We start from the raw sequence: 17,364 nt of genomic DNA, 5'->3' as shown, positions 1-17,364 counted from the left end.
CGGCATTGGTCAATAAAGCTCATTCGCGATCCGGTCGCAACCGGCCGCTTCCGGGACATTTTCATTCAAGATGCGGGGCTGGGCTGCGACAAAAACAATGCCTGGGCCCTCACATCCGATCAGTTTGAACCTTATGCGCCGCCTCCGTCAGGCGGGCAAGCAGGCTGACGGCCTCTTCCACATTGTCGACCACGTGGTAGAGGCGGTCTTCCGCACCCGGCAGGTTTGGCTTGCGCATGAAGCCGGTCTCCGTCATATGCTCCATCAGCGCCACCAGCGGGTTCCAGAACCCGTCCGTGTTGACGATGACCACCGGCTTGCCGTGCAGGCGCAGCTGGCGCCAGGTGATGATCTCGAACATCTCGTCCAGGGTGCCGATGCCGCCGGGCAGGATGAGGAAGGCGTCCGACCGCTCCACCATCATCTGCTTGCGGATATGCATGCTCTCCACGACGATCAGCTCGGTCAGGCCGGTATGGTCGACCTCGTAGCGCTTGATATGGTCGGGGATGATGCCGATGACCTTGGCGCCGCCCTTCAGGCCGGCATCGGCCACGATGCCCATCAGACCCACGCGCCCGCCGCCATAGACGATGTCATAGCCGTTCTCGGCCAGCAGCGCGCCGGTTTGGCGGGCGGCCTGCTTGAAGCTGTCGGCAACGAAGTCGGAGGAGCCGCAATAGACGCAGACGGTACGGATGGACGACATGGACGTGCTTTCCTGAACAGAACAGACGGGCCCGCGCCCCTTGGCGCGGCTTGCAAATGGACACCGACAACGGGCACTCTCCCGCAGGTGCGATAAGGGTACGCTGTCGATCCCTTCGGCCCTACACCATATGTTGATCGGACACAAGCGCACCCCATCTCTTGTGTGGTGACCTTCCCTTCGAAGGGCGCCGCTCTACCCCCAGCCTGGGCTGCCCCCGCGCCCCGGTACCGCAGACGGAGGAGTTGAGTAATGAAGCATCGTTTTGGCGCGCTTGCGGCCAGCATCATCGCCGCGGCCAGCCTGACCGGCTTCGTGGTTACTGCCCAGGCGCAGGACCCGACAGCCGTGATCGACGCCCGCAAGGCCGAACTGAAGAAGGCCGGCGGCGCCCTGAAGGCCATCGGCGGCTTCGTCAAGGATGGCAATGGCACCGTAGCCGATGTGCAGGCCGCTGCCGCGACCATTGATGGCGTGGCCAAGGCGTTCCCCGGCTGGTGGCCGGCGGGTACCGCCGTGGGCGTCGCCAAGAGCGAGGCCAAGCCCGAGATCTGGGCCAAGATGGACGATTTCAAGGCCAAGGCGGCGGCCTTTCAGACCGAAGCCGCGACCCTGGTGACCGTCGCTGCCGGCGGTGACAAGGCCGCTATCGGCGCCCAGCTGGGCAAGGTGGGCGGCACCTGCAAGGCCTGCCACGAAGCCTATCGCGAGTAAGCAGGTCCCGCGCGGCCCTCGCACTTGGCGGGGCGGGGGCCGTCCTTTCCGCTGCCGACGGAGATCGGCCCATGCGCAAGATATTGATCTGGGACCTGCCGACGCGGCTGTTCCACTGGCTGTTGGTTCTTTGCATCGCGGGCGCCTGGATCACCGGCGAGAAGGAGGCGTTCGACTGGCACATGCGCTTCGGCTATGGCGTGCTGGGGCTGGTGCTGTTCCGTATCCTCTGGGGCCTGATCGGTTCCGACACCGCCCGCTTTACCCAATTCGTGCGCGGCCCCGCCGCCATCCGGCGCCATATCGCCGAATTGCGCGCACCCGGCCGGCTGGCCCCGCATGCGGGTCATAGCGCGCTGGGGGCCCTGGCCGTGCTGGGTCTGCTGCTGGTCGTGGCGGTACAGGCGGCATCGGGCCTGTTCACCAGTGACGGCATCATGACCGACGGGCCGCTGGTGGAACGTGTCAGCGGCTCCACGGCGTCGCTGATGCGCTTTATCCACCTGAACAATTTCAACATCTTGCTGGGGGTCGCCGGCCTGCATATCGTGGCCGTGCTGGCCTATGCGGTCTTCAAGCGGCTGGATCTGGTGCGCCCGATGGTGACGGGGTGGGTAACCCTCCCGGCGAGTAGCCCGGCACCCCGGATCGTTTCCCTTGTCCGCGCCGTGATTGTCGCGGCAATATCGGCCACCACCGTCTGGGCCCTAGTCAGCTTCGCCTGACATTCCGGCCGCGCCCATCCTGTCCCGTTCCGTGCCGGGCCCGAGAAAGGTTATCCTTCCCGTGAACCGCAAGATCCTGATCCCCATCGCCGTCCTGGCCGTCGCCATTGTGGGCATCGCCGCCTGGCAGTTGCAGTCGCCGGGTACCGGCAGCGGCTCCAAGCAGGGGGCCCAGGCCCCCAATCCGAAGAAGACCAGCCTGCCGGCCTTCGACGTGGTGCGGGTGGAACCGACGGGCAGCGCCGTCATCGCCGGGCGGGCGCTGCCGGGGGCAAAGGTGAACATTCTCGACGGGGACAAGCTGCTGGGCAGTGTCGTGGCCGATGCGCGCGGGGAATGGGTGTTCCTGCCGTCCGACGCCCTGCCGCCCGGCGCGCGCGAACTGCGCCTGGAACAGGTGGGTCCCGACGGTGCCCTGACGCGTGGGGAATCGACCGTCGTCCTGGCCGTGCCGGAGCGTGACCGCGATCTGGCCGGGCGGCGCGGGGAGGGGGATGCGCTGGCCGTGCTGTCGGGCAGCGACGGCAGCCGCGTTTTGCAGGCCCCCCGGTCCCTGTCCCAGGGCGGCGCCCCGCGCCCGGCGGGGGAGGTGACCATCGACACCGTCGATTACGACCGCGGGGGCAAGGTCAGCGTCGGCGGTCAGGCCAAGCCGGGGACGGAGGTGATGCTCTATCTCCAGAACAATCTGGCCGGCCGCACCAAGGTGGGCGAGGATGGCCGCTGGTCCATCACGCCCGACCGTATCTTCGATGACGGCCAGTACAGCCTGCGCGTCGATCAGGTGGGCGCCGACAGCAAGGTGGTCAGCCGGGCCGAGGTGAATTTCAGCAAGCTGCCGATCCCGGAGCAGGCTTTGGCCGGCCGCGCCGTGGTCGTGGTGCCGGGCAACAATTTGTGGGCCATCGCCCGGCGCTCCTATGGCGAGGGCATCCGCTACACTGTGATCTTCGAGGCCAACCAGGCCCAGATCCGCGATGCCGACCTGATCTATCCGGGCCAGATATTCCTGATCCCGGAAGGGCAATGAGGCGGGGGACGGTTCACCATCCTCCTTTCCCGATCACCCCTTCGGCGTGCGATACACACCCAACGCCCCCGGTCCCTGGGTGGTGGGCATGATCTCCACCCGGTTCACGTTGAAGCGTGGTGGCAGGGTCGCGGCCCAGGTCACTGTTTCGGCTACGTCTTCCGCCGTCAACGGTACCGTGTCGGCATAGACCTTGGCCGCCTTTTCCGCATCGCCCTTGAAGCGCACCAGGCTGAAATCGGTCTGCACCATGCCGGGTTCGACGGAGGTGACGCGAACGCCGGTGCCGATCAGGTCGGCGCGCAGGGCTAGGCTGAACTGGGTGACGAAGGCCTTGGAAGCGCAATAGACATGGCCGCCGGGGTATGGGTACGACCCGGCCGTGGAGCTGATATTGATGATATGGCCGTGGCCGCGCTCCACCATGCCCGGCAGGATCAGGCCAGTGATGATGGCCAGCGCCTTGTCGTTGGTGTCGATCATCACCTCCCAATCGTCCAGATTGGCCTTGAAGGCGGGATCGGCGCCCAGGGCCAGACCGGCATTGTTGATCAGCAGGTCGATATCGCGGAACTCCGCCGGCAGGACGTCCAGTTCCGCCTCCACCGCCTTGCGGTCGCGCACATCGAACTTCATCAGGTGAACCGGCGTCGTGACCTCATCCAGCAGGCCATTGAACTTGCTGAGATCACGGCCGGTCAGGATCAGTTTCGATCCCAGGGCCGCGAAGCGCCGGGCAAAGGCGGCACCGAAGGCACCGGTGGCGCCGGTGATCATCACCACCTTGGGGGCGTAGGGGACGTTCGTCATCTTCTTAAACCCTTCCTGATTCAACTGCGTTCGGTCTGTTTGGCATCGACCCACAGCGCTTCCATCTCGTCCAAGCTGCTGTCGGTCGGGGTTTTGCCTTTGGCGGCCAATGCCTGTTCGACAAAGCGGAACCGTCGGTCGAACTTGGAATTGGTCCCCCGGAGTGCTGTTTCAGGGTCGACATCCAGCCGTCGGGCCAGGTTGACCAGCGCGAACAGCAGGTCACCCAACTCGTCCTGCACCCGTGCCTTGTCCTGGCGTAGCGCCGTGATCTCGGCCCGCAGCTCCCCGATCTCCTCCTCGATCTTGTCCAGAATCTCGTCAGCCTGGGTCCAGTCGAAACCGACACGGGCGGCGCGCTTCTGCAACTTCACCGCCCGCGTCAGGGCCGGCAGGCCCGGCGTGACGCCGTCCAGGGCGGATGGGGGGATGCCGCTGGCGGCGGCCTTTTCGGCCCGCTCCCGCGCCTTCAACTCTTCCCAGTGCTTTACCTGGTCGTCGGCCGTATCAACCGAAACCTCACCGAAAACATGGGGATGGCGGCGGATCATCTTGTCGGCGATATGGCCGGCGATCGCGTCGAAATCGAACAGCCCACGCTCCTTGCCCATCTGGGCATAGAACACGGTCTGGAACAGCAAATCGCCCAACTCGTCCTTCACTGCCATCATGTCGCCGGACTGGATGGCGTCCGCCACCTCATAGGCTTCCTCGATCGTGTGCGGGGCGATGGTAGCGAAATCCTGCTCCAGGTCCCAGGGGCAGCCGCCATTGGGGTTGCGCAGCCGGGCCATGATCTCCAGCAGGCGGGTGATATTCTCCGTCATCGCGCGTCACATCCGTGGGGGTCGTCGGGTCCGGACCCGACCTTATCGGACGGGGCTGGACGACGCCAGGGCAGGGATAGGCGGCACCGCGAATTGGCCCCATGCGCATGGCTTCAAGCGACATTGCCGCGGCACGCGCCTTGGGTCATGGCTGGTGGCGGATGGTCAAGGTGGTTGCGGATCATGAAGACAGGTTTGGGATGGATGATGGTGGCGGCCCTGGCCCTGTTGCCGGGGTGCCTGGTGGTGGACAGCATGCGGTTTCAGCAGGCGCGGGAATCGGCGGTGGCCGTGCCGGCTGGCCCGTTGCCGTTGGACCTGCCCATGCAGGATACCGACGGGCTGATCACCTTCCCCGGCAAGGTGGATGGCAAGGCCGACCTGCTGTTTGCCCTGGATACGGGTGCCCCGGTATCCGTCCTGCTGGCCGGGGCGGAAACGGCACCGCTGGGTCTGGACCTGTCGGACGCGCAGAAGCTGGGTGACAGCCCGGCCAGCCCCATCGGCTCCTTTCGCTTCGGCTTCACCGTCGATTTCGGGCCGGTGGTCCTGCGCGACCTGCCGATGATCGCCGTGCCCATCGACACCATGCCGTGCCGCGACCGGCTGGACAAACTGGGTGTGCGCGGCATCGTGGGCGCCGACCTGCTGCGCCATTACGTGGTGGAGGTGGATTTCGATGCCGGCCGCCTGCGCCTGCATGATCCCAAAGCCTGGTCACCACCATCCGGTGCCGCCATCCTGCCGCTGCAATTCAAGGATGGGCATATCTATGTCCAGGCCGGCGTCACCCTGCCGGACGGGCGCCAGGCCGACGGCTTGTTCCATGTCGATAGCGGCAAGAACACGGCCCTGCTGCTGCGCGTGGGCACCGACCCGGCCTTCGTGATGCCGCCGCCGGGCGGCAAGGCCCGCCAAGCCTGCTATATTAACGGGCTGGAGGAACAGCGCGAGGGGGATGCCGTCATCCTGCGCGCTGCGGGGGCGGCCATGCCGGCGGTGCCCAGCCTGTACAGCCCGCCCGGCAGCCTGAAAATGGGGGGCAGCATCGGCACCATCGGGGCGGGCGCGCTGCGCCGCTGGAACGTCACCATCGATTATCCGGGCAAGCGCCTGATCCTGAAGCCGCGCGCGGCCGCCGTCACAGTACCTTCGTGAAGCCCTGTTCCCCGCCCTCGGTTACATGCGACGGCTCCCATCCCTGGCGGCGGTAGAAGGTATCGGCACGGGTGCCGGGCGCGGTGGACAGGTGTGCCTCGTCCCAGCCGGCCAAGCGCAGATCGCCCAGTGCGTGCGGCAGCAGCGCCTTGCCGATGCCACGCCCTTCCGCTGTGGGGTCGGTGAACAGGGCCCAGATGCTGCCATCGCGCGGGTCGGCGGCGCTGAAGCCCTGGATGCCGCCCGCATCCTCGAACAGCCAGATATGGCTGAAGCTCAGGAACTCCCGATAGGCCGATGCCGGCACGCGATCCGGGTTGCTCAACCGGTTTTCCCGCACGGCGGCGCGGATGCGCATCAATTCGGGGATATCGGCGTCGGTGGCGGGGCGGATCATCGGATTTCCGATCATTTCATTGAGGAATGAATACACCATCATTCCCGGCCCGCAACGCCCTTTCCGTTCGTGCTCCGTTCCGCCATGATGCGCGCATGCAGCCCACGCCCATCGCCCCAGATGACAATGACCTGATCCCCCCTGGCATTGCCGGCTGGTTCCGGGCCCAGGGCTGGGCGCCGCGTCCGCATCAGTTGGGGATGGTGCAGGCCGCACGGGACGGCATGCATGCGCTGCTGATCGCGCCCACAGGGGCCGGCAAGACGCTGGCCGGGTTTCTGCCCAGCCTGATCGACCTGTCCGAACGCCCGCGCGAGGGGCTGCATACGCTGTATATCTCGCCGCTGAAGGCGCTGGCCGTGGATATCCAGCGCAATCTGGAGGCTCCCATCGCCAGCTTGCGCCTGCCCATCCGGGCGGAGACGCGGACGGGCGACACGCCCGACGCCAAGCGGGCACGGCAGCGCACGCGGCCGCCGCATATCCTGATGACGACGGTGGAAAGCCTGGCGCTGATGCTGTCTTATCCGGAGGCGGCGGAGATTTTCCGGTCGCTGCGCCGCGTCGTCATCGATGAGCTGCATGCCCTGGCCGGGACCAAGCGCGGGGACCAGCTGGCGCTGTGCCTGGCGCGGCTGTCCAGTCTGGCGCCGCTGGTCCTGCGCGCTGGCCTGTCGGCGACGGTGGCGGACCCGGATGCCCTGACCGCCTTTCTGTCGCCCACCGGGCGTCTGCATGATGATGCGGGTGAATTGGCGCCCGTGCGCGTCGTGCGCGGCCGGCCGGGGTCGCCGCCGGTGGTGGAGATCCTGGCCACCAAGGAACATCTGCCCTGGGCCGGCCATATGGCGCTGCATGCCATGGGGGAGGTGTATCAGCGCATCCGCGACCATGGCACGACGCTGGTATTCGTGAATACCCGCGCCCAGGCGGAACTGGTGTTCCAGGAACTCTGGCGCCTGAATGAGGCCAACCTGCCCATCGCGCTGCATCACGGGTCGCTGGCCGTGGAGCAGCGGCGCAAGGTGGAGGCGGCGATGGCGGCCGGCAAGCTGCGCGCCGTCGTCGCCACCTCCTCCCTGGATCTGGGCATCGATTGGGCGGAGATCGATCTGGTGGTGCAGGTGGGGGCACCCAAGGGCGTGTCGCGCCTGTTGCAGCGTATCGGCCGTGCCAACCACCGGCTGGACGAGGCGTCCAAGGCCCTGCTGGTGCCCGGCAACCGGTTCGAGGTGCTGGAATGCGCGGCGGCGGTGGCGGCCATCAAGGCCGGCACCCTGGATGGCGATCCCCCGCGTCCCGGTGCCCTGGACGTGCTGGCCCAGCACGTCACGGGCGTGGCCTGTTCGGCCCCGTTCAGTGCCGACGCGCTGTATGCCGAAACGGTGCGGGCCGCACCCTATGCAGACCTGTCGCGCGACGAGTTCGACGATGTTTTCGATTTCGTGGCCACGGGCGGCTATGCGCTGGGGGCGTATGAGAAGTTCAAGCGGCTGGCCCAGGACCCGGAGACCGGCCTATGGCAGATCGCTAGCCCGCTGGTGCAACGCCAGTTCCGCCTGAATGTCGGCACCATCGTGGAAGAGGTGATGCTGACCGTGCGCCTGAACCGGGGGCAGGTGCTGGGTCGGGTGGAGGAATATTTCGTCAATGGTCTGGCGCCGGGCGACACGTTCATCTTTGCGGGCCAGCTGCTGAAATTCGTGGGCATCCGCGACAATGATGTGATCGCCGCCAAGGGCGGGGAGGGGACGCCGAAGGTGCCGGCCTATGCCGGTGGCCGCTTGCCGCTGTCCACCCATCTGGCTGACCGGGTGCGGGCCCTGCTGTCGGACCCGCGCCAATGGAGCGGTTTTCCCGATGCCGTGCAGGAATGGCTGCGCCTGCAGCAGTATAGGTCCGTCCTGCCCGACGCGGGTGGGCTGCTGGTGGAGAGCTTTCCCCGCAACGACAAGGAATATCTGGTCGCCTATTGCTTTGAGGGGCGCAATGCGCACCAGACGCTGGGCATGCTGCTGACACGGCGCATGGAACGGGCCGGCCTGCATCCGCTGGGCTTTGTCGCTACCGATTATGTGCTGGCCATCTGGTCGCTGAAGCCGGCCACCAACCTGGACCTGCTGTTCGATCAGGACATGCTGGGCGATGATCTGGAGGCATGGATGGAGGAAAGCTCCATGCTGAAGCGCCTGTTCCGGTATGTGGCCGTCATTTCAGGCCTGATCGAGCGCCGCCATCCGGGGCAGGAGAAGACGGGGCGGCAGGTGATGTTCAGTGCCGAACTGATCTATGACGTGCTGCGCCGGCATGAGCCGGGGCACGTGCTGCTGCGCGCCACGCGGGCCGATGCGGCGGCGGGCCTGACCGATGTGCGCCGCGTGGCCGGGATGCTGGCCCGCGTGCAGGGCCGCATCTGCCACCGCCGCCTGGACCGCATCTCCCCCCTGGCCGTGCCCGTGATCCTGGAGATCGGACGCGAGCAGGTGCAGGGCAGCGCCATCGACGCCCTGCTGGACGAGGCGGTGAACGAGCTGCTGGAAGAGGCAGTGCCGGAATTGCTGCACCCGCAAGAGGATCGGCAGGCGCGGCTGCTATAACTGGTAATGCCGCTGCTGCATGACTGTCCCCCCAAACCATCCTGGGATCTGTGGGGCGCATCACAGCCCCTTCCACCGCAGTGCGGCATAACAAGGGTATGTCGAAGGGCTGAAGCCCTCGCCCCAAAGCATGCGAAGAGAAACGCCATGAAAACGGTCCTGTCCGTCGGCGCCCTGCTGTTGGCCGCCGCCCTGTCCTTGCCGGCCCATGCCGCACCTGCTGATGATCTGGCGGCCCGTCTGGACCGTGCCTGCGTGGCAATGCCGGCGCCGACCGCCGCGGCTTCACTGGCCGATCATGCCAAGGCTGTGGACGCCTATGCCGCCGGCATCATCGCCTATCAGGATTGCCTGAACGCCGAACTGCGTAGCCGCCGCGCTGACTTGACCCAGAGCGAGCAGGCGGTCATCGCCGGGCGGCTGAGCCGCAGCGCCTATGATCTGAGCAACGCCCGCCAGCAATATGCCAGTGCCGTGCGCACGGCCCGCGCTGCGGTACAGGTGGCCGAACGCCCGCTCTGATCGGATTTCCTGCCTCACCACAGGGGGCATATGGAAAAGGCCGGGTCCCGCGACAGGACCCGGCCTTCTTTTATTGTAACGGTACCGGAACGATTATCCGTTCCGGTACCGTCATGATCAGCCCAGCAGGCTTTCGGCCGCGACGATCTCACCCAGATGGGCGATGCCGGGATATGTGAGCTGGCCCTTGGCGACGTTCAGGCCGTGGCGCAGATGCACATCGTCCTTCAGCGCCTGCGCCCAGCCCTTGTCGGCCAGGGCCAGCACGAAGGGGGCGGTGGCGTTGTTCAGCGCGAAGGTGGAGGTGCGGGCGACCGCACCCGGCATGTTGGCGACGCAATAATGGATCACGCCATCGACCACATAGGTCGGGTCGGCATGGGTGGTGGCGTGGCTGGTCTCAAAGCAGCCGCCCTGATCGATGGCGACGTCAACCAGCACCGCACCCTTCTTCATGCGGCTGACCAGATCACGGGTGACGACCTTCGGCGCCTCCGCACCCGGCACCAGCACGGCGCCGATGACCAGATCGGCCTCAAGCACGGCCTGCTCGATGGTTTCGACGTTGGCATAGACGGTGTTCAGGCGGCGGCCGAACTGCTGGTCCAGCTGACGCAGCCGGTCCAGCGACTTGTCCAGAACGGTGACATGGGCTTCCAGGCCCATGGCCATGCGGGCGGCATTGGTGCCGACCACGCCACCGCCGATGATGGCGACCTTGGCCGGGGGCGTGCCGGGCACGCCACCCAGCAGGATGCCGATGCCGCCATAGGACTTTTCCAGACAGTGCGCGCCGGCCTGGATGGACATGCGCCCGGCCACTTCCGACATCGGCGCCAGCAGGGGCAGGCCGCCATTGCGGTCGGTCACGGTCTCGTACGCGATGCAGATCGCGCCGCTTTCCTGCAGCAGCTTGGTCTGCTCCGGATCGGGCGCCAGATGCAGATAGGTGAACAGGACCTGGCCGGGGCGCAGCATCTGGCATTCCACCGGCTGCGGCTCCTTCACCTTAACCACCATGTCGGCACGGGCGAAAATCTCGGCGGCGGTCTCGACGATGGTGGCGCCAGCGGCGACATACAGATCATCGGTCAACCCGATGGCAGTGCCGGCATCCTTCTGGACGATCACCTGATGGCCATGGACCGTCAGCTGGCGCACGTTGCCGGGGATCAGGCCGACGCGGTACTCGTGATTCTTGATCTCTTTCGGAACGCCGATGAGCATGATTTTTCTCCCTGTTCGGATGTGGGGAAAGAATACGCCCGAAGGCCGGTGAATGTCCTTGCAAAGACCGGGTCTGCCATGGCCCTATTTCGACGTTTCGTGCATGAAATCGGATGTTTGCGGTGGAAGATGCGGCCAGCCGACCTTGACGCCATTGATCGTAAGATTCTGACCCAGGTGCAGGCCGATGGCCGCATCTCCGTCGCCGACCTAGCCGACCATGTGGGATTGTCGCCATCCGCCTGTCATCGCCGCCTGAAACGGCTGGAGGATGAAGGCGTGATCGAGGGCTATGTGGCGCTGGTCAGCCCGGCGGCGCTGGGCCGCGGCACCTCGGTCTTCGTGCAGATCACCCTGGACCGGCAGCAGGACCAGGACTTGCGCGCATTCGAGGCTAAGGTGATGGAATGCCCGGAGGTGATGGAATGCTATCTGATGGCGGGCGATGCCGATTTTATGCTGCGTGTCGTCGTGGCCGATGGCAGCGACTATGAGCGCCTGCACACCCAGACGCTGACCCGCCTGCCGGGCGTGGCGCGGGTCAGGTCCAGCTTCACCCTGCGCACGGTGGCCAAGCGCACCACCGTGCCGATGCGATAATGGGGATCAGGGGCGCGGGGGGTAATAGCCGTTCAGGCAGATGATGGGTAGATGATCCTTGGGCGTGCTGGGGGCACCGACCAGATTCGGCAGGCCGAACGTATTGATGCCATCGCCGCCGAAACGTGTTCCCAGCAGGGAGAAGAGAGCTTGGTTCTGCATGACATTCAGCAATTGCCCCTTGCAGACTTCCCAGCCGGTGGGAGCGTAAGTGAAAGCGACATACAGTACCGTGCCAATAAAGGATTCCATGTTTCCACCTCATGCTTCAGGTGCGGCGTGCCGCGGGCAGCGGGAGAGTGCAAGGTTGATAGAAATTAATCAATGACGCGCATAAGTAATATGCAAATCGAGAAGGAGTATCTGGGTGAGCACCATTCGCGTCGGCTGTGGCGCCTTTATCACCGATGGGCAGGGACGCCTGCTGCTGGTCAAGCGCCGCCGTGACCCGGAGGCAGACCATTGGGGCCTGCCGGGCGGCAAGGTGGATTTCCTGGAACCCGTTCCTGTGACCATCGTGCGGGAAATCCGGGAGGAACTGGGCGTGGGGATCGACCTGACGGGACTGCTCTGCGTCGTCGATCAGATCGATAAGGCCGCGCCCAGCCACTGGGTCAATCCCGTGCATCGGGCGCGTATCGTGGAGGGCGAACCGCGCGTGATGGAACCCGACGCCCTGTCCGACTGGGGATGGTTCCCCCTGGACGCGTTGCCGGAACCGCTGACGGTATCGACCAGGACGGCGGTGGCGGCCACGTAGCGCCAGTCAGGTTTAGATGGGATATTCTCTTTCGCCTTCCCGGCGCAGGCCGGGACCCAGGGGCCAAGCGCCCGACCTGTCGGCAGCTTTGATCGGCATTGCGTAGAGGTTTGGTCCTGGGGCTCCTGGGTCCCGGCCTGCGCCGGGAAGGCGGGTAAAGTCTTGATTCCTTTTAAACCAGACAGGCCCCAACCCGCCTTACGCGTCCTTCTTCTTTGCCCCGATCTTCGGTTCCGTCCCCTTCAGCAAGCGGGCGATATTGTCCTTGTGGCGGATATAGACCAGAACCGCGATGAACAAGGCCAGCCCGGCGATGGCAGGACCGGCCAGGAACCAGGCGACCACCGGGCTCAACCCCACAGCGATCAGGGCCGACAGCGAGGAAATGCGGAAGATCGCCGCCGCCAGCAGCCAGGTGACGCAGGCCGCCAAACCCACGGGCCAGGAAATGGCCAGCAGCACGCCCAGCGAGGTGGCAACCCCCTTGCCACCCTTGAAGCCCAGCCAGACCGGGAAGCTGTGGCCCAGCATCGACCCCGCCGCCGCCGCGATCCCGGCCTCGGTCCCCGCCAGGTAAACTGCGATCAAGGTGGCGATGGCGCCCTTGCCGCTGTCCAGCAGCAGGGTGGCGAGCGCCAGCGGCTTGTTACCGGTGCGCAGCACATTGGTGGCACCGATATTGCCACTGCCGATCGTGCGGATATCGCCATAGCCGCCCAGGCGGGTGAGGACGAGGCCGAAGGGGATGGACCCCAGCAGATAGCCGCCAACAAGGGCGATGATCAGCACCAGCGGGGAGAGGTCGGCCATGGTCGTTTCTTCTTGGTTGGCGCGGCAGAGGCGGTCGTTACACGGTACGGGCGAACACCGTGCGCCCATCCACGACCGTGCGCAAGACCATGCCCTGTACGGGGCGGCGGTCGAAGCAGCTGTTCTTGGACTTGGATGCCAGTTTTTCGGCCTCCACGCACCAGGGACGGTCGGCATCGAACAGCACCAGATCGGCCGGACCACCGACCGTCAGTCGGCCCAGCTTACCCAGACCCAGGATGGAAGCGGGCACAGACGTCACGGCTGCCAGGGCACGGGGCAGGGGCAGGGCACCCTTGTGCACCAGCTCCAGGGTCAACGGCAGCAGCGTTTCCAGACCGACCGCACCAAAGGCGGCTTGCGCGAAGGGTACGCGCTTGCTGTCCTGGTCATGGGGCTGGTGGTCGGAGGTGATGGCGTCGATGGTGCCGTCGGCCAGTCCCTCGATGATAGCGCGGCGATCCATTTCGCCCCGCAAGGGCGGCGACAGCTTGAAGAAGGTGCGGTAATCGCCGACATCGGTTTCGGTCAGCGCGAAATAGGGCGGGGCCGTATCGCAGGTGATTTTCAGCCCGCGCTGCTTGGCCCGGCGGATGACGGCGACGGATTCGGCCGTGGAGATGTTGGCGGCGTGATAGCGCCCGCCCGTCATCTCCACCAGGCGCAGGTCGCGCTCCAGCATGATCACCTCCGCCATGCCGGGAATGCCGGCCAGGCCCAGGCGGGTGGCCAACTCGCCGGCATTCATCACCCCGCCGGCCAGACGCGGCTCGCTGGGATGCTGGAAGATGGTCTGGCCGAAGCCGCCGGCATAGGCCAGCGCACGGCGCATCAGGGCCGGGTCGGCGATGGGCCCCCCATCGGTGAAACCCACCGCGCCGGCCTCGGCCAGCAGGCCGATCTCCGCGATCTCCTTGCCCGCCGTTTCCCGCGTGACGGTGCCATAGGCGAAGATTTTGACCAGCTTCACCTCACGCGCGCGCCGCGCGATGAATTCCAGCCCGGCCTCGTCATCGATGACGGGGTCGGTATTGGGCAGGGCCGCCAGGGCGGTGATGCCGCCGGCCGCGGCACTGCGGCTGGCGGTCAGCAGGGTCTCGTTATGCTCCAGCCCCGGTTCCCCCACCTGGGCGCGCAGATCGACCAGACCGGGGGCCAGGATCAGGCCGCTGGCATCGACGATTTCCGTGCCGTCCGGCATGCCGTGGGATTCGGCATCGGGGCCCAGGGCCGCGATCTCCTCCCCCACCGTCAAAAGGTGGCCCACCTGGTCCAATCCGCTGGCCGGGTCGATCAGACGGGCATTGCGGTAAAGCACGGGCTGGGTCATGGCGGGTCGTCTCCCTGGCGGCGTCGGGGTTCTTTACCAGAGGCGGGTGCGGCGCGGCTTGCTGATTTCGCGGACGTTGGTTGAAATAATAATGGCGGCCGCTGGTGCCGCGCGGGATGGACCGTGATAAGCGATGGGCCATCCTTATGCTCTGCTGTCACCGCGTCGCCGGCATCTGGTAGGCTGAAATACAGGCGCGTCTTTCCGGGGTGTGGAACATCATGTGCGTTCTGTGCGGCAGGCCCGAGGTAACCCACGCCGTCACCACGGCCGAACTGGCGGCCAATGCCGCAGCGGCGGGCGGCAAGCCCGTGCTGTCGGACGCCGATTTCATCGAACGCCTGCAGGATGCCGATGGCGGTGCCTGGGCCCCTTATCAGACCATCGGTTTCAGCTTTCCCACGACCAGACCGGCGGGCAGCAACGGTTCCGACTATACCGGCTTCAATGCCTTCACCGACGCACAGAAGGAATCGGTTCGCCTGGCCCTGGAACTCTGGTCGGACGTGGCAAATCTGCGCTTTTCGGAGAATGCCACCGCGTCGGCCCGGCAGGGACAGATCACCTTTTCCAATTCCGACACGATCGGGGAGGGGGTGTGGGGCTTTGCCTTCACCTCGGGCGGCACCCGTCCGGTCTGGGTGAATTTCGACGGGGCCACCGATACATGGGGTGGCCGCACGCCGGGCAATTACGATTTCTCCGCCCTGCTGCATGAGATCGGGCACGCGCTGGGCCTGCTGCATCCAGGTGATTACAACGCGTCCGACGATGGCAGTGATGAGGTCACCTACGCCAGTAACGCTGATTTCATGCAGGACAGCCGGCAATACACCATCATGTCCTATTTCTCCGCCTCGGAGACGGGCGCCAGCCATGGCCGCAAATATGCGGCCACGCCCCTGATCTACGATGTGCTGGCCGTGCAGGATTTTTATGGCCGCAACTATGCCACCCGCAGCGGCGACACGGTCTATGGCTTCAACAGCACGGCCGGGCGCAGCGTCCTGGATTTCACGGTAAACACCCAGCCCGTGGTCACCATCTGGGACGGTGGCGGGCGCAATGTGCTCGATCTGTCGGGCTTCACGGCCACGTCGAATGTCGATCTGCGGCCCGGTTCCTTTTCCGATGCGGCGGGCCTGACCCGCAACCTGTCCATCGCCTTTGCCACCTATATCGCTGACGTGACCACCGGGGCGGGCACCGACACCGTGCGCGACAATGGTCTGGCCAACCGCATCGTTACGGGAACGGGCGACGATCTGATCATCCTGGCTGGTGGCGGCAATGACAGTGTCGATGGTGGGGCCGGCACCGATACGCTGCGCCTGCTGGGCGGCAGCGATGTCTATCGCACCATCGCCAATGCCGACGGCACCCTGACCCTGAAGGGCCCGACGGGAAGCCTGCTGGTCAGCAATGTCGAAAGCTTCGTCTTTACCGCCGGGGCCGGCCAGACGCTGAGCCGGGAACAGGTGGCGGCCCTGGATTTCAACGGGCTGCTCTATGTCGCCTCCAACCCTGATCTGATCACCGCCTTCGGGGCCGACCCGGAGGCGGGCAAGACGCATTGGCTGACATTCGGGCAGAATGAGGGGCGCAGCCTGGACAGTTTCAACCCGCTGGACTATCTGGCCAGCAACAAGGATCTGATCGCCGCCTTCGGCCTGGATTTCGGGGCGGCCACCCGCCATTATATCACCTATGGCTATAAGGAAGGCCGGCCGCTGGGCGGTTTCGACGGGCTGTCCTATATCGCCAGCGACACGGGCCGCATCGACAGCATCGGTGTCAGCGCCGTGGGCGGCATGCTGGATTTCGTGCAGAACGGGTTTGCCGCAGGGGCGTCGATCACCTTCAACGGGCTGGCCTACATCGCCTCATACGCCGACCTGCGCGCCGCCTTCGGCATGAACGCGTCCGCCGGCCTGTCGCATTACCTGAATTACGGGGTGAAGGAATATCGGGAGGTGCGGTTCGATGCGGCCCAGTATCTGGCATCTAACCCCGACCTGGTCCGCGTCTTCGGCTATAATCTGGATGCGGCCTACAGCCACTATTTCAGCAATGGGGCGGCGGAGGGGCGATCCTATCAGAGTTTCAATGCCTATGATTATGCCGGGTCGAACCCGGACCTGGTCGGTGTGCTGGGTTATGATGTGGCCGCATTGACCCGCCATTACCTGACCAACGGTTTTGCGGAAGGGCGTGCCACGACATCCTTCGATGTCACCGCCTATGCGATGAGCAACAACATCACCGGCGATGACTGGCAGGTCCAGGCCACCAGGACCTATCTGGCCGGCAACCGCACGGCCAGCACGCCGTTCGGGACCGACCAGACCAATCACCGGCTGGTGGTGGGCACGGCCACGACGGACGCCTTCGCCGGCACCAGCGACAGCGACTGGTTCCTGTTCCGGGGGGAGGCTTTCACCAACTACAAGGTGGTGCTGGAATTCCTGAACCAGTCGGGCAACAGTTCGACCACGCTCGCGGAACTGAGCCTGCGCGGGCAGGACAATGTCATCGTGGATTTCGATTACGGCCGCTATCCGTCCGTGACGATGCAGTTCTTCACGCAGGAGGCGGAGGACGTCTATCTGGAGCTGGCCGCCTTTAGTGCCAGCGCCCGCAACTATCGCATTACCGTGTCCGTGGTCACGGACAAGATCGCTGCCGTGGCCGCGGCGGCGCCTGCTGAGGCGGCGGCCACCATCGTCGGACAGGCGGATATCCTGTCCGACGACTATTGGATGATGTAGCCGCTGGGGATCAATCCTCCAGCATATTGGACAGCTTCATGGCAATGCCCATGTTGCCGCTGACCTTCAGCTTGCCGGTCATGAAGGCCAGCGTCGGGGCCAGCTTGCCCTCGGCCAGCTTGGTCAGGTTCTCCCCGGAGATGGTCAGGGTCGTGTCGGGGGCCACACCCTCGCGCGACACTACGGGCGGGGTCTTGCGGCCATCGATGAACACGGCATCGCCGCCGCCCAGGTCGAACTTCACCAAAGCACCCAGGCCCACGAAATTCAGGGCACGGGCCTTCATCTGGGCTTCGATCTGGTCGATGGTCATCGCGTCCTCAACATTCTTGAATATGACGTTTACGTAAGCGGAATATATCGTATCCGCGCCATCCAGA

General features: G+C 65.5%; 18 protein-coding genes. 9 read left to right on the top strand and 9 right to left on the bottom strand.

The genetic code is table 11. The features are described from left to right. Nucleotides 1-109: 109 nt before the first annotated feature. Nucleotides 110-709: an LOG family protein gene (locus AC1Q7F_RS06560; protein WP_492505005.1), complete on the bottom strand. Its 600-nt coding sequence runs from the start codon at nucleotides 707-709 to the stop codon at nucleotides 110-112. 252 nt (nucleotides 710-961) lie between these two features. On the opposite strand from AC1Q7F_RS06560, the gene AC1Q7F_RS06555 reads away from it, so the two are divergent. The 3 genes from AC1Q7F_RS06555 (at nucleotide 962) to AC1Q7F_RS06545 (ending at nucleotide 3,178) form a co-directional block, all read left to right on the top strand. Beyond that, the gene (locus tag AC1Q7F_RS06555) at nucleotides 962-1,423 is read left to right on the top strand and encodes a c-type cytochrome (protein ID WP_492505003.1); all 462 of its coding nucleotides are present in this window, start codon (nucleotides 962-964) and stop codon (nucleotides 1,421-1,423) included. 71 nt (nucleotides 1,424-1,494) lie between these two features. After that, nucleotides 1,495-2,148: a cytochrome b/b6 domain-containing protein gene (locus tag AC1Q7F_RS06550; protein WP_492505001.1), complete on the top strand. Its 654-nt coding sequence runs from the start codon at nucleotides 1,495-1,497 to the stop codon at nucleotides 2,146-2,148. 61 nt (nucleotides 2,149-2,209) lie between these two features. Next, on the top strand, nucleotides 2,210-3,178 hold the full coding sequence (locus AC1Q7F_RS06545; protein ID WP_492504999.1) for a LysM peptidoglycan-binding domain-containing protein: 969 nt from the start codon (nucleotides 2,210-2,212) through the stop codon (nucleotides 3,176-3,178). 33 nt (nucleotides 3,179-3,211) lie between these two features. Here AC1Q7F_RS06545 and AC1Q7F_RS06540 read toward each other — a convergent pair whose 3' ends face one another. Both AC1Q7F_RS06540 and mazG read right to left on the bottom strand, forming a co-directional pair. Then, nucleotides 3,212-3,988 carry an SDR family NAD(P)-dependent oxidoreductase gene (locus tag AC1Q7F_RS06540; protein ID WP_492504997.1) on the bottom strand — a complete coding sequence of 259 codons (777 nt, stop codon included), beginning with the start codon at nucleotides 3,986-3,988 and terminating at the stop codon, nucleotides 3,212-3,214. Nucleotides 3,989-4,008: 20 nt separating this feature from the next. Then, nucleotides 4,009-4,815 carry a nucleoside triphosphate pyrophosphohydrolase gene (gene mazG / locus AC1Q7F_RS06535; RefSeq protein ID WP_492504995.1) on the bottom strand — a complete coding sequence of 269 codons (807 nt, stop codon included), beginning with the start codon at nucleotides 4,813-4,815 and terminating at the stop codon, nucleotides 4,009-4,011. Nucleotides 4,816-4,998: 183 nt separating this feature from the next. Here mazG and AC1Q7F_RS06530 point away from each other — a divergent pair, with 183 nt between their 5' ends. Next, entirely contained in the window at nucleotides 4,999-5,973 is a 975-nt protein-coding gene (locus tag AC1Q7F_RS06530) for a hypothetical protein (RefSeq protein ID WP_492504993.1), read from the top strand. On the opposite strand, the gene AC1Q7F_RS06525 is transcribed toward AC1Q7F_RS06530, so the two are convergent. Continuing rightward, nucleotides 5,957-6,370 (bottom strand): GNAT family N-acetyltransferase, encoded by a 414-nt coding sequence (locus AC1Q7F_RS06525; RefSeq protein WP_492504991.1) that lies wholly within the window; start codon nucleotides 6,368-6,370, stop codon nucleotides 5,957-5,959. The two genes, AC1Q7F_RS06530 and AC1Q7F_RS06525, sit on opposite strands and share 17 nt — an antisense overlap. A gap of 95 nt (nucleotides 6,371-6,465) precedes the next feature. Between AC1Q7F_RS06525 and AC1Q7F_RS06520 the strand changes: the two genes are divergently transcribed. Beyond that, on the top strand, nucleotides 6,466-8,967 hold the full coding sequence (locus AC1Q7F_RS06520) for a ligase-associated DNA damage response DEXH box helicase (protein WP_492504988.1): 2,502 nt from the start codon (nucleotides 6,466-6,468) through the stop codon (nucleotides 8,965-8,967). A 147-nt stretch (nucleotides 8,968-9,114) separates the two neighbouring features. After that, nucleotides 9,115-9,489, top strand: a complete 375-nt coding sequence (locus AC1Q7F_RS06515; RefSeq protein WP_492504986.1) for a hypothetical protein — start codon at nucleotides 9,115-9,117, stop codon at nucleotides 9,487-9,489. 117 nt (nucleotides 9,490-9,606) lie between these two features. On the opposite strand, the gene ald is transcribed toward AC1Q7F_RS06515, so the two are convergent. Continuing rightward, the gene (gene ald / locus AC1Q7F_RS06510; RefSeq protein ID WP_492504985.1) at nucleotides 9,607-10,716 is read right to left on the bottom strand and encodes an alanine dehydrogenase; all 1,110 of its coding nucleotides are present in this window, start codon (nucleotides 10,714-10,716) and stop codon (nucleotides 9,607-9,609) included. A 129-nt stretch (nucleotides 10,717-10,845) separates the two neighbouring features. Here ald and AC1Q7F_RS06505 point away from each other — a divergent pair, with 129 nt between their 5' ends. Then, complete coding sequence (locus AC1Q7F_RS06505; RefSeq protein ID WP_416572023.1) at nucleotides 10,846-11,316, top strand: Lrp/AsnC family transcriptional regulator; 471 nt, start codon at nucleotides 10,846-10,848, stop codon at nucleotides 11,314-11,316. A gap of 6 nt (nucleotides 11,317-11,322) precedes the next feature. On the opposite strand, the gene AC1Q7F_RS06500 is transcribed toward AC1Q7F_RS06505, so the two are convergent. Then, a complete protein-coding gene (locus AC1Q7F_RS06500; protein WP_492504982.1) occupies nucleotides 11,323-11,568 on the bottom strand; it encodes a phage tail protein in 246 nt (81 codons plus the stop codon). Nucleotides 11,569-11,683: 115 nt separating this feature from the next. Between AC1Q7F_RS06500 and AC1Q7F_RS06495 the strand changes: the two genes are divergently transcribed. Further along, nucleotides 11,684-12,076: an NUDIX hydrolase gene (locus AC1Q7F_RS06495; RefSeq protein WP_492504981.1), complete on the top strand. Its 393-nt coding sequence runs from the start codon at nucleotides 11,684-11,686 to the stop codon at nucleotides 12,074-12,076. Nucleotides 12,077-12,274: 198 nt separating this feature from the next. Here the strand turns inward: AC1Q7F_RS06495 and plsY are convergent, their stop codons facing one another. Beyond that, entirely contained in the window at nucleotides 12,275-12,886 is a 612-nt protein-coding gene (plsY, locus tag AC1Q7F_RS06490) for a glycerol-3-phosphate 1-O-acyltransferase PlsY (protein WP_492504979.1), read from the bottom strand. 37 nt (nucleotides 12,887-12,923) lie between these two features. Next, complete coding sequence (gene pyrC / locus AC1Q7F_RS06485; protein ID WP_492504977.1) at nucleotides 12,924-14,216, bottom strand: dihydroorotase; 1,293 nt, start codon at nucleotides 14,214-14,216, stop codon at nucleotides 12,924-12,926. Nucleotides 14,217-14,437: 221 nt separating this feature from the next. On the opposite strand from pyrC, the gene AC1Q7F_RS06480 reads away from it, so the two are divergent. Then, nucleotides 14,438-16,984: a M10 family metallopeptidase C-terminal domain-containing protein gene (locus tag AC1Q7F_RS06480; RefSeq protein WP_492504975.1), complete on the top strand. Its 2,547-nt coding sequence runs from the start codon at nucleotides 14,438-14,440 to the stop codon at nucleotides 16,982-16,984. A gap of 10 nt (nucleotides 16,985-16,994) precedes the next feature. Here the strand turns inward: AC1Q7F_RS06480 and AC1Q7F_RS06475 are convergent, their stop codons facing one another. After that, entirely contained in the window at nucleotides 16,995-17,297 is a 303-nt protein-coding gene (locus AC1Q7F_RS06475) for an SCP2 sterol-binding domain-containing protein (RefSeq protein ID WP_492504974.1), read from the bottom strand. Nucleotides 17,298-17,364 lie beyond the last annotated feature (67 nt).

This window comes from Niveispirillum sp. GW835-FHT14G11 (assembly GCF_058793615.1).
This window is presented reverse-complemented; position numbering and strand designations above follow the sequence as displayed.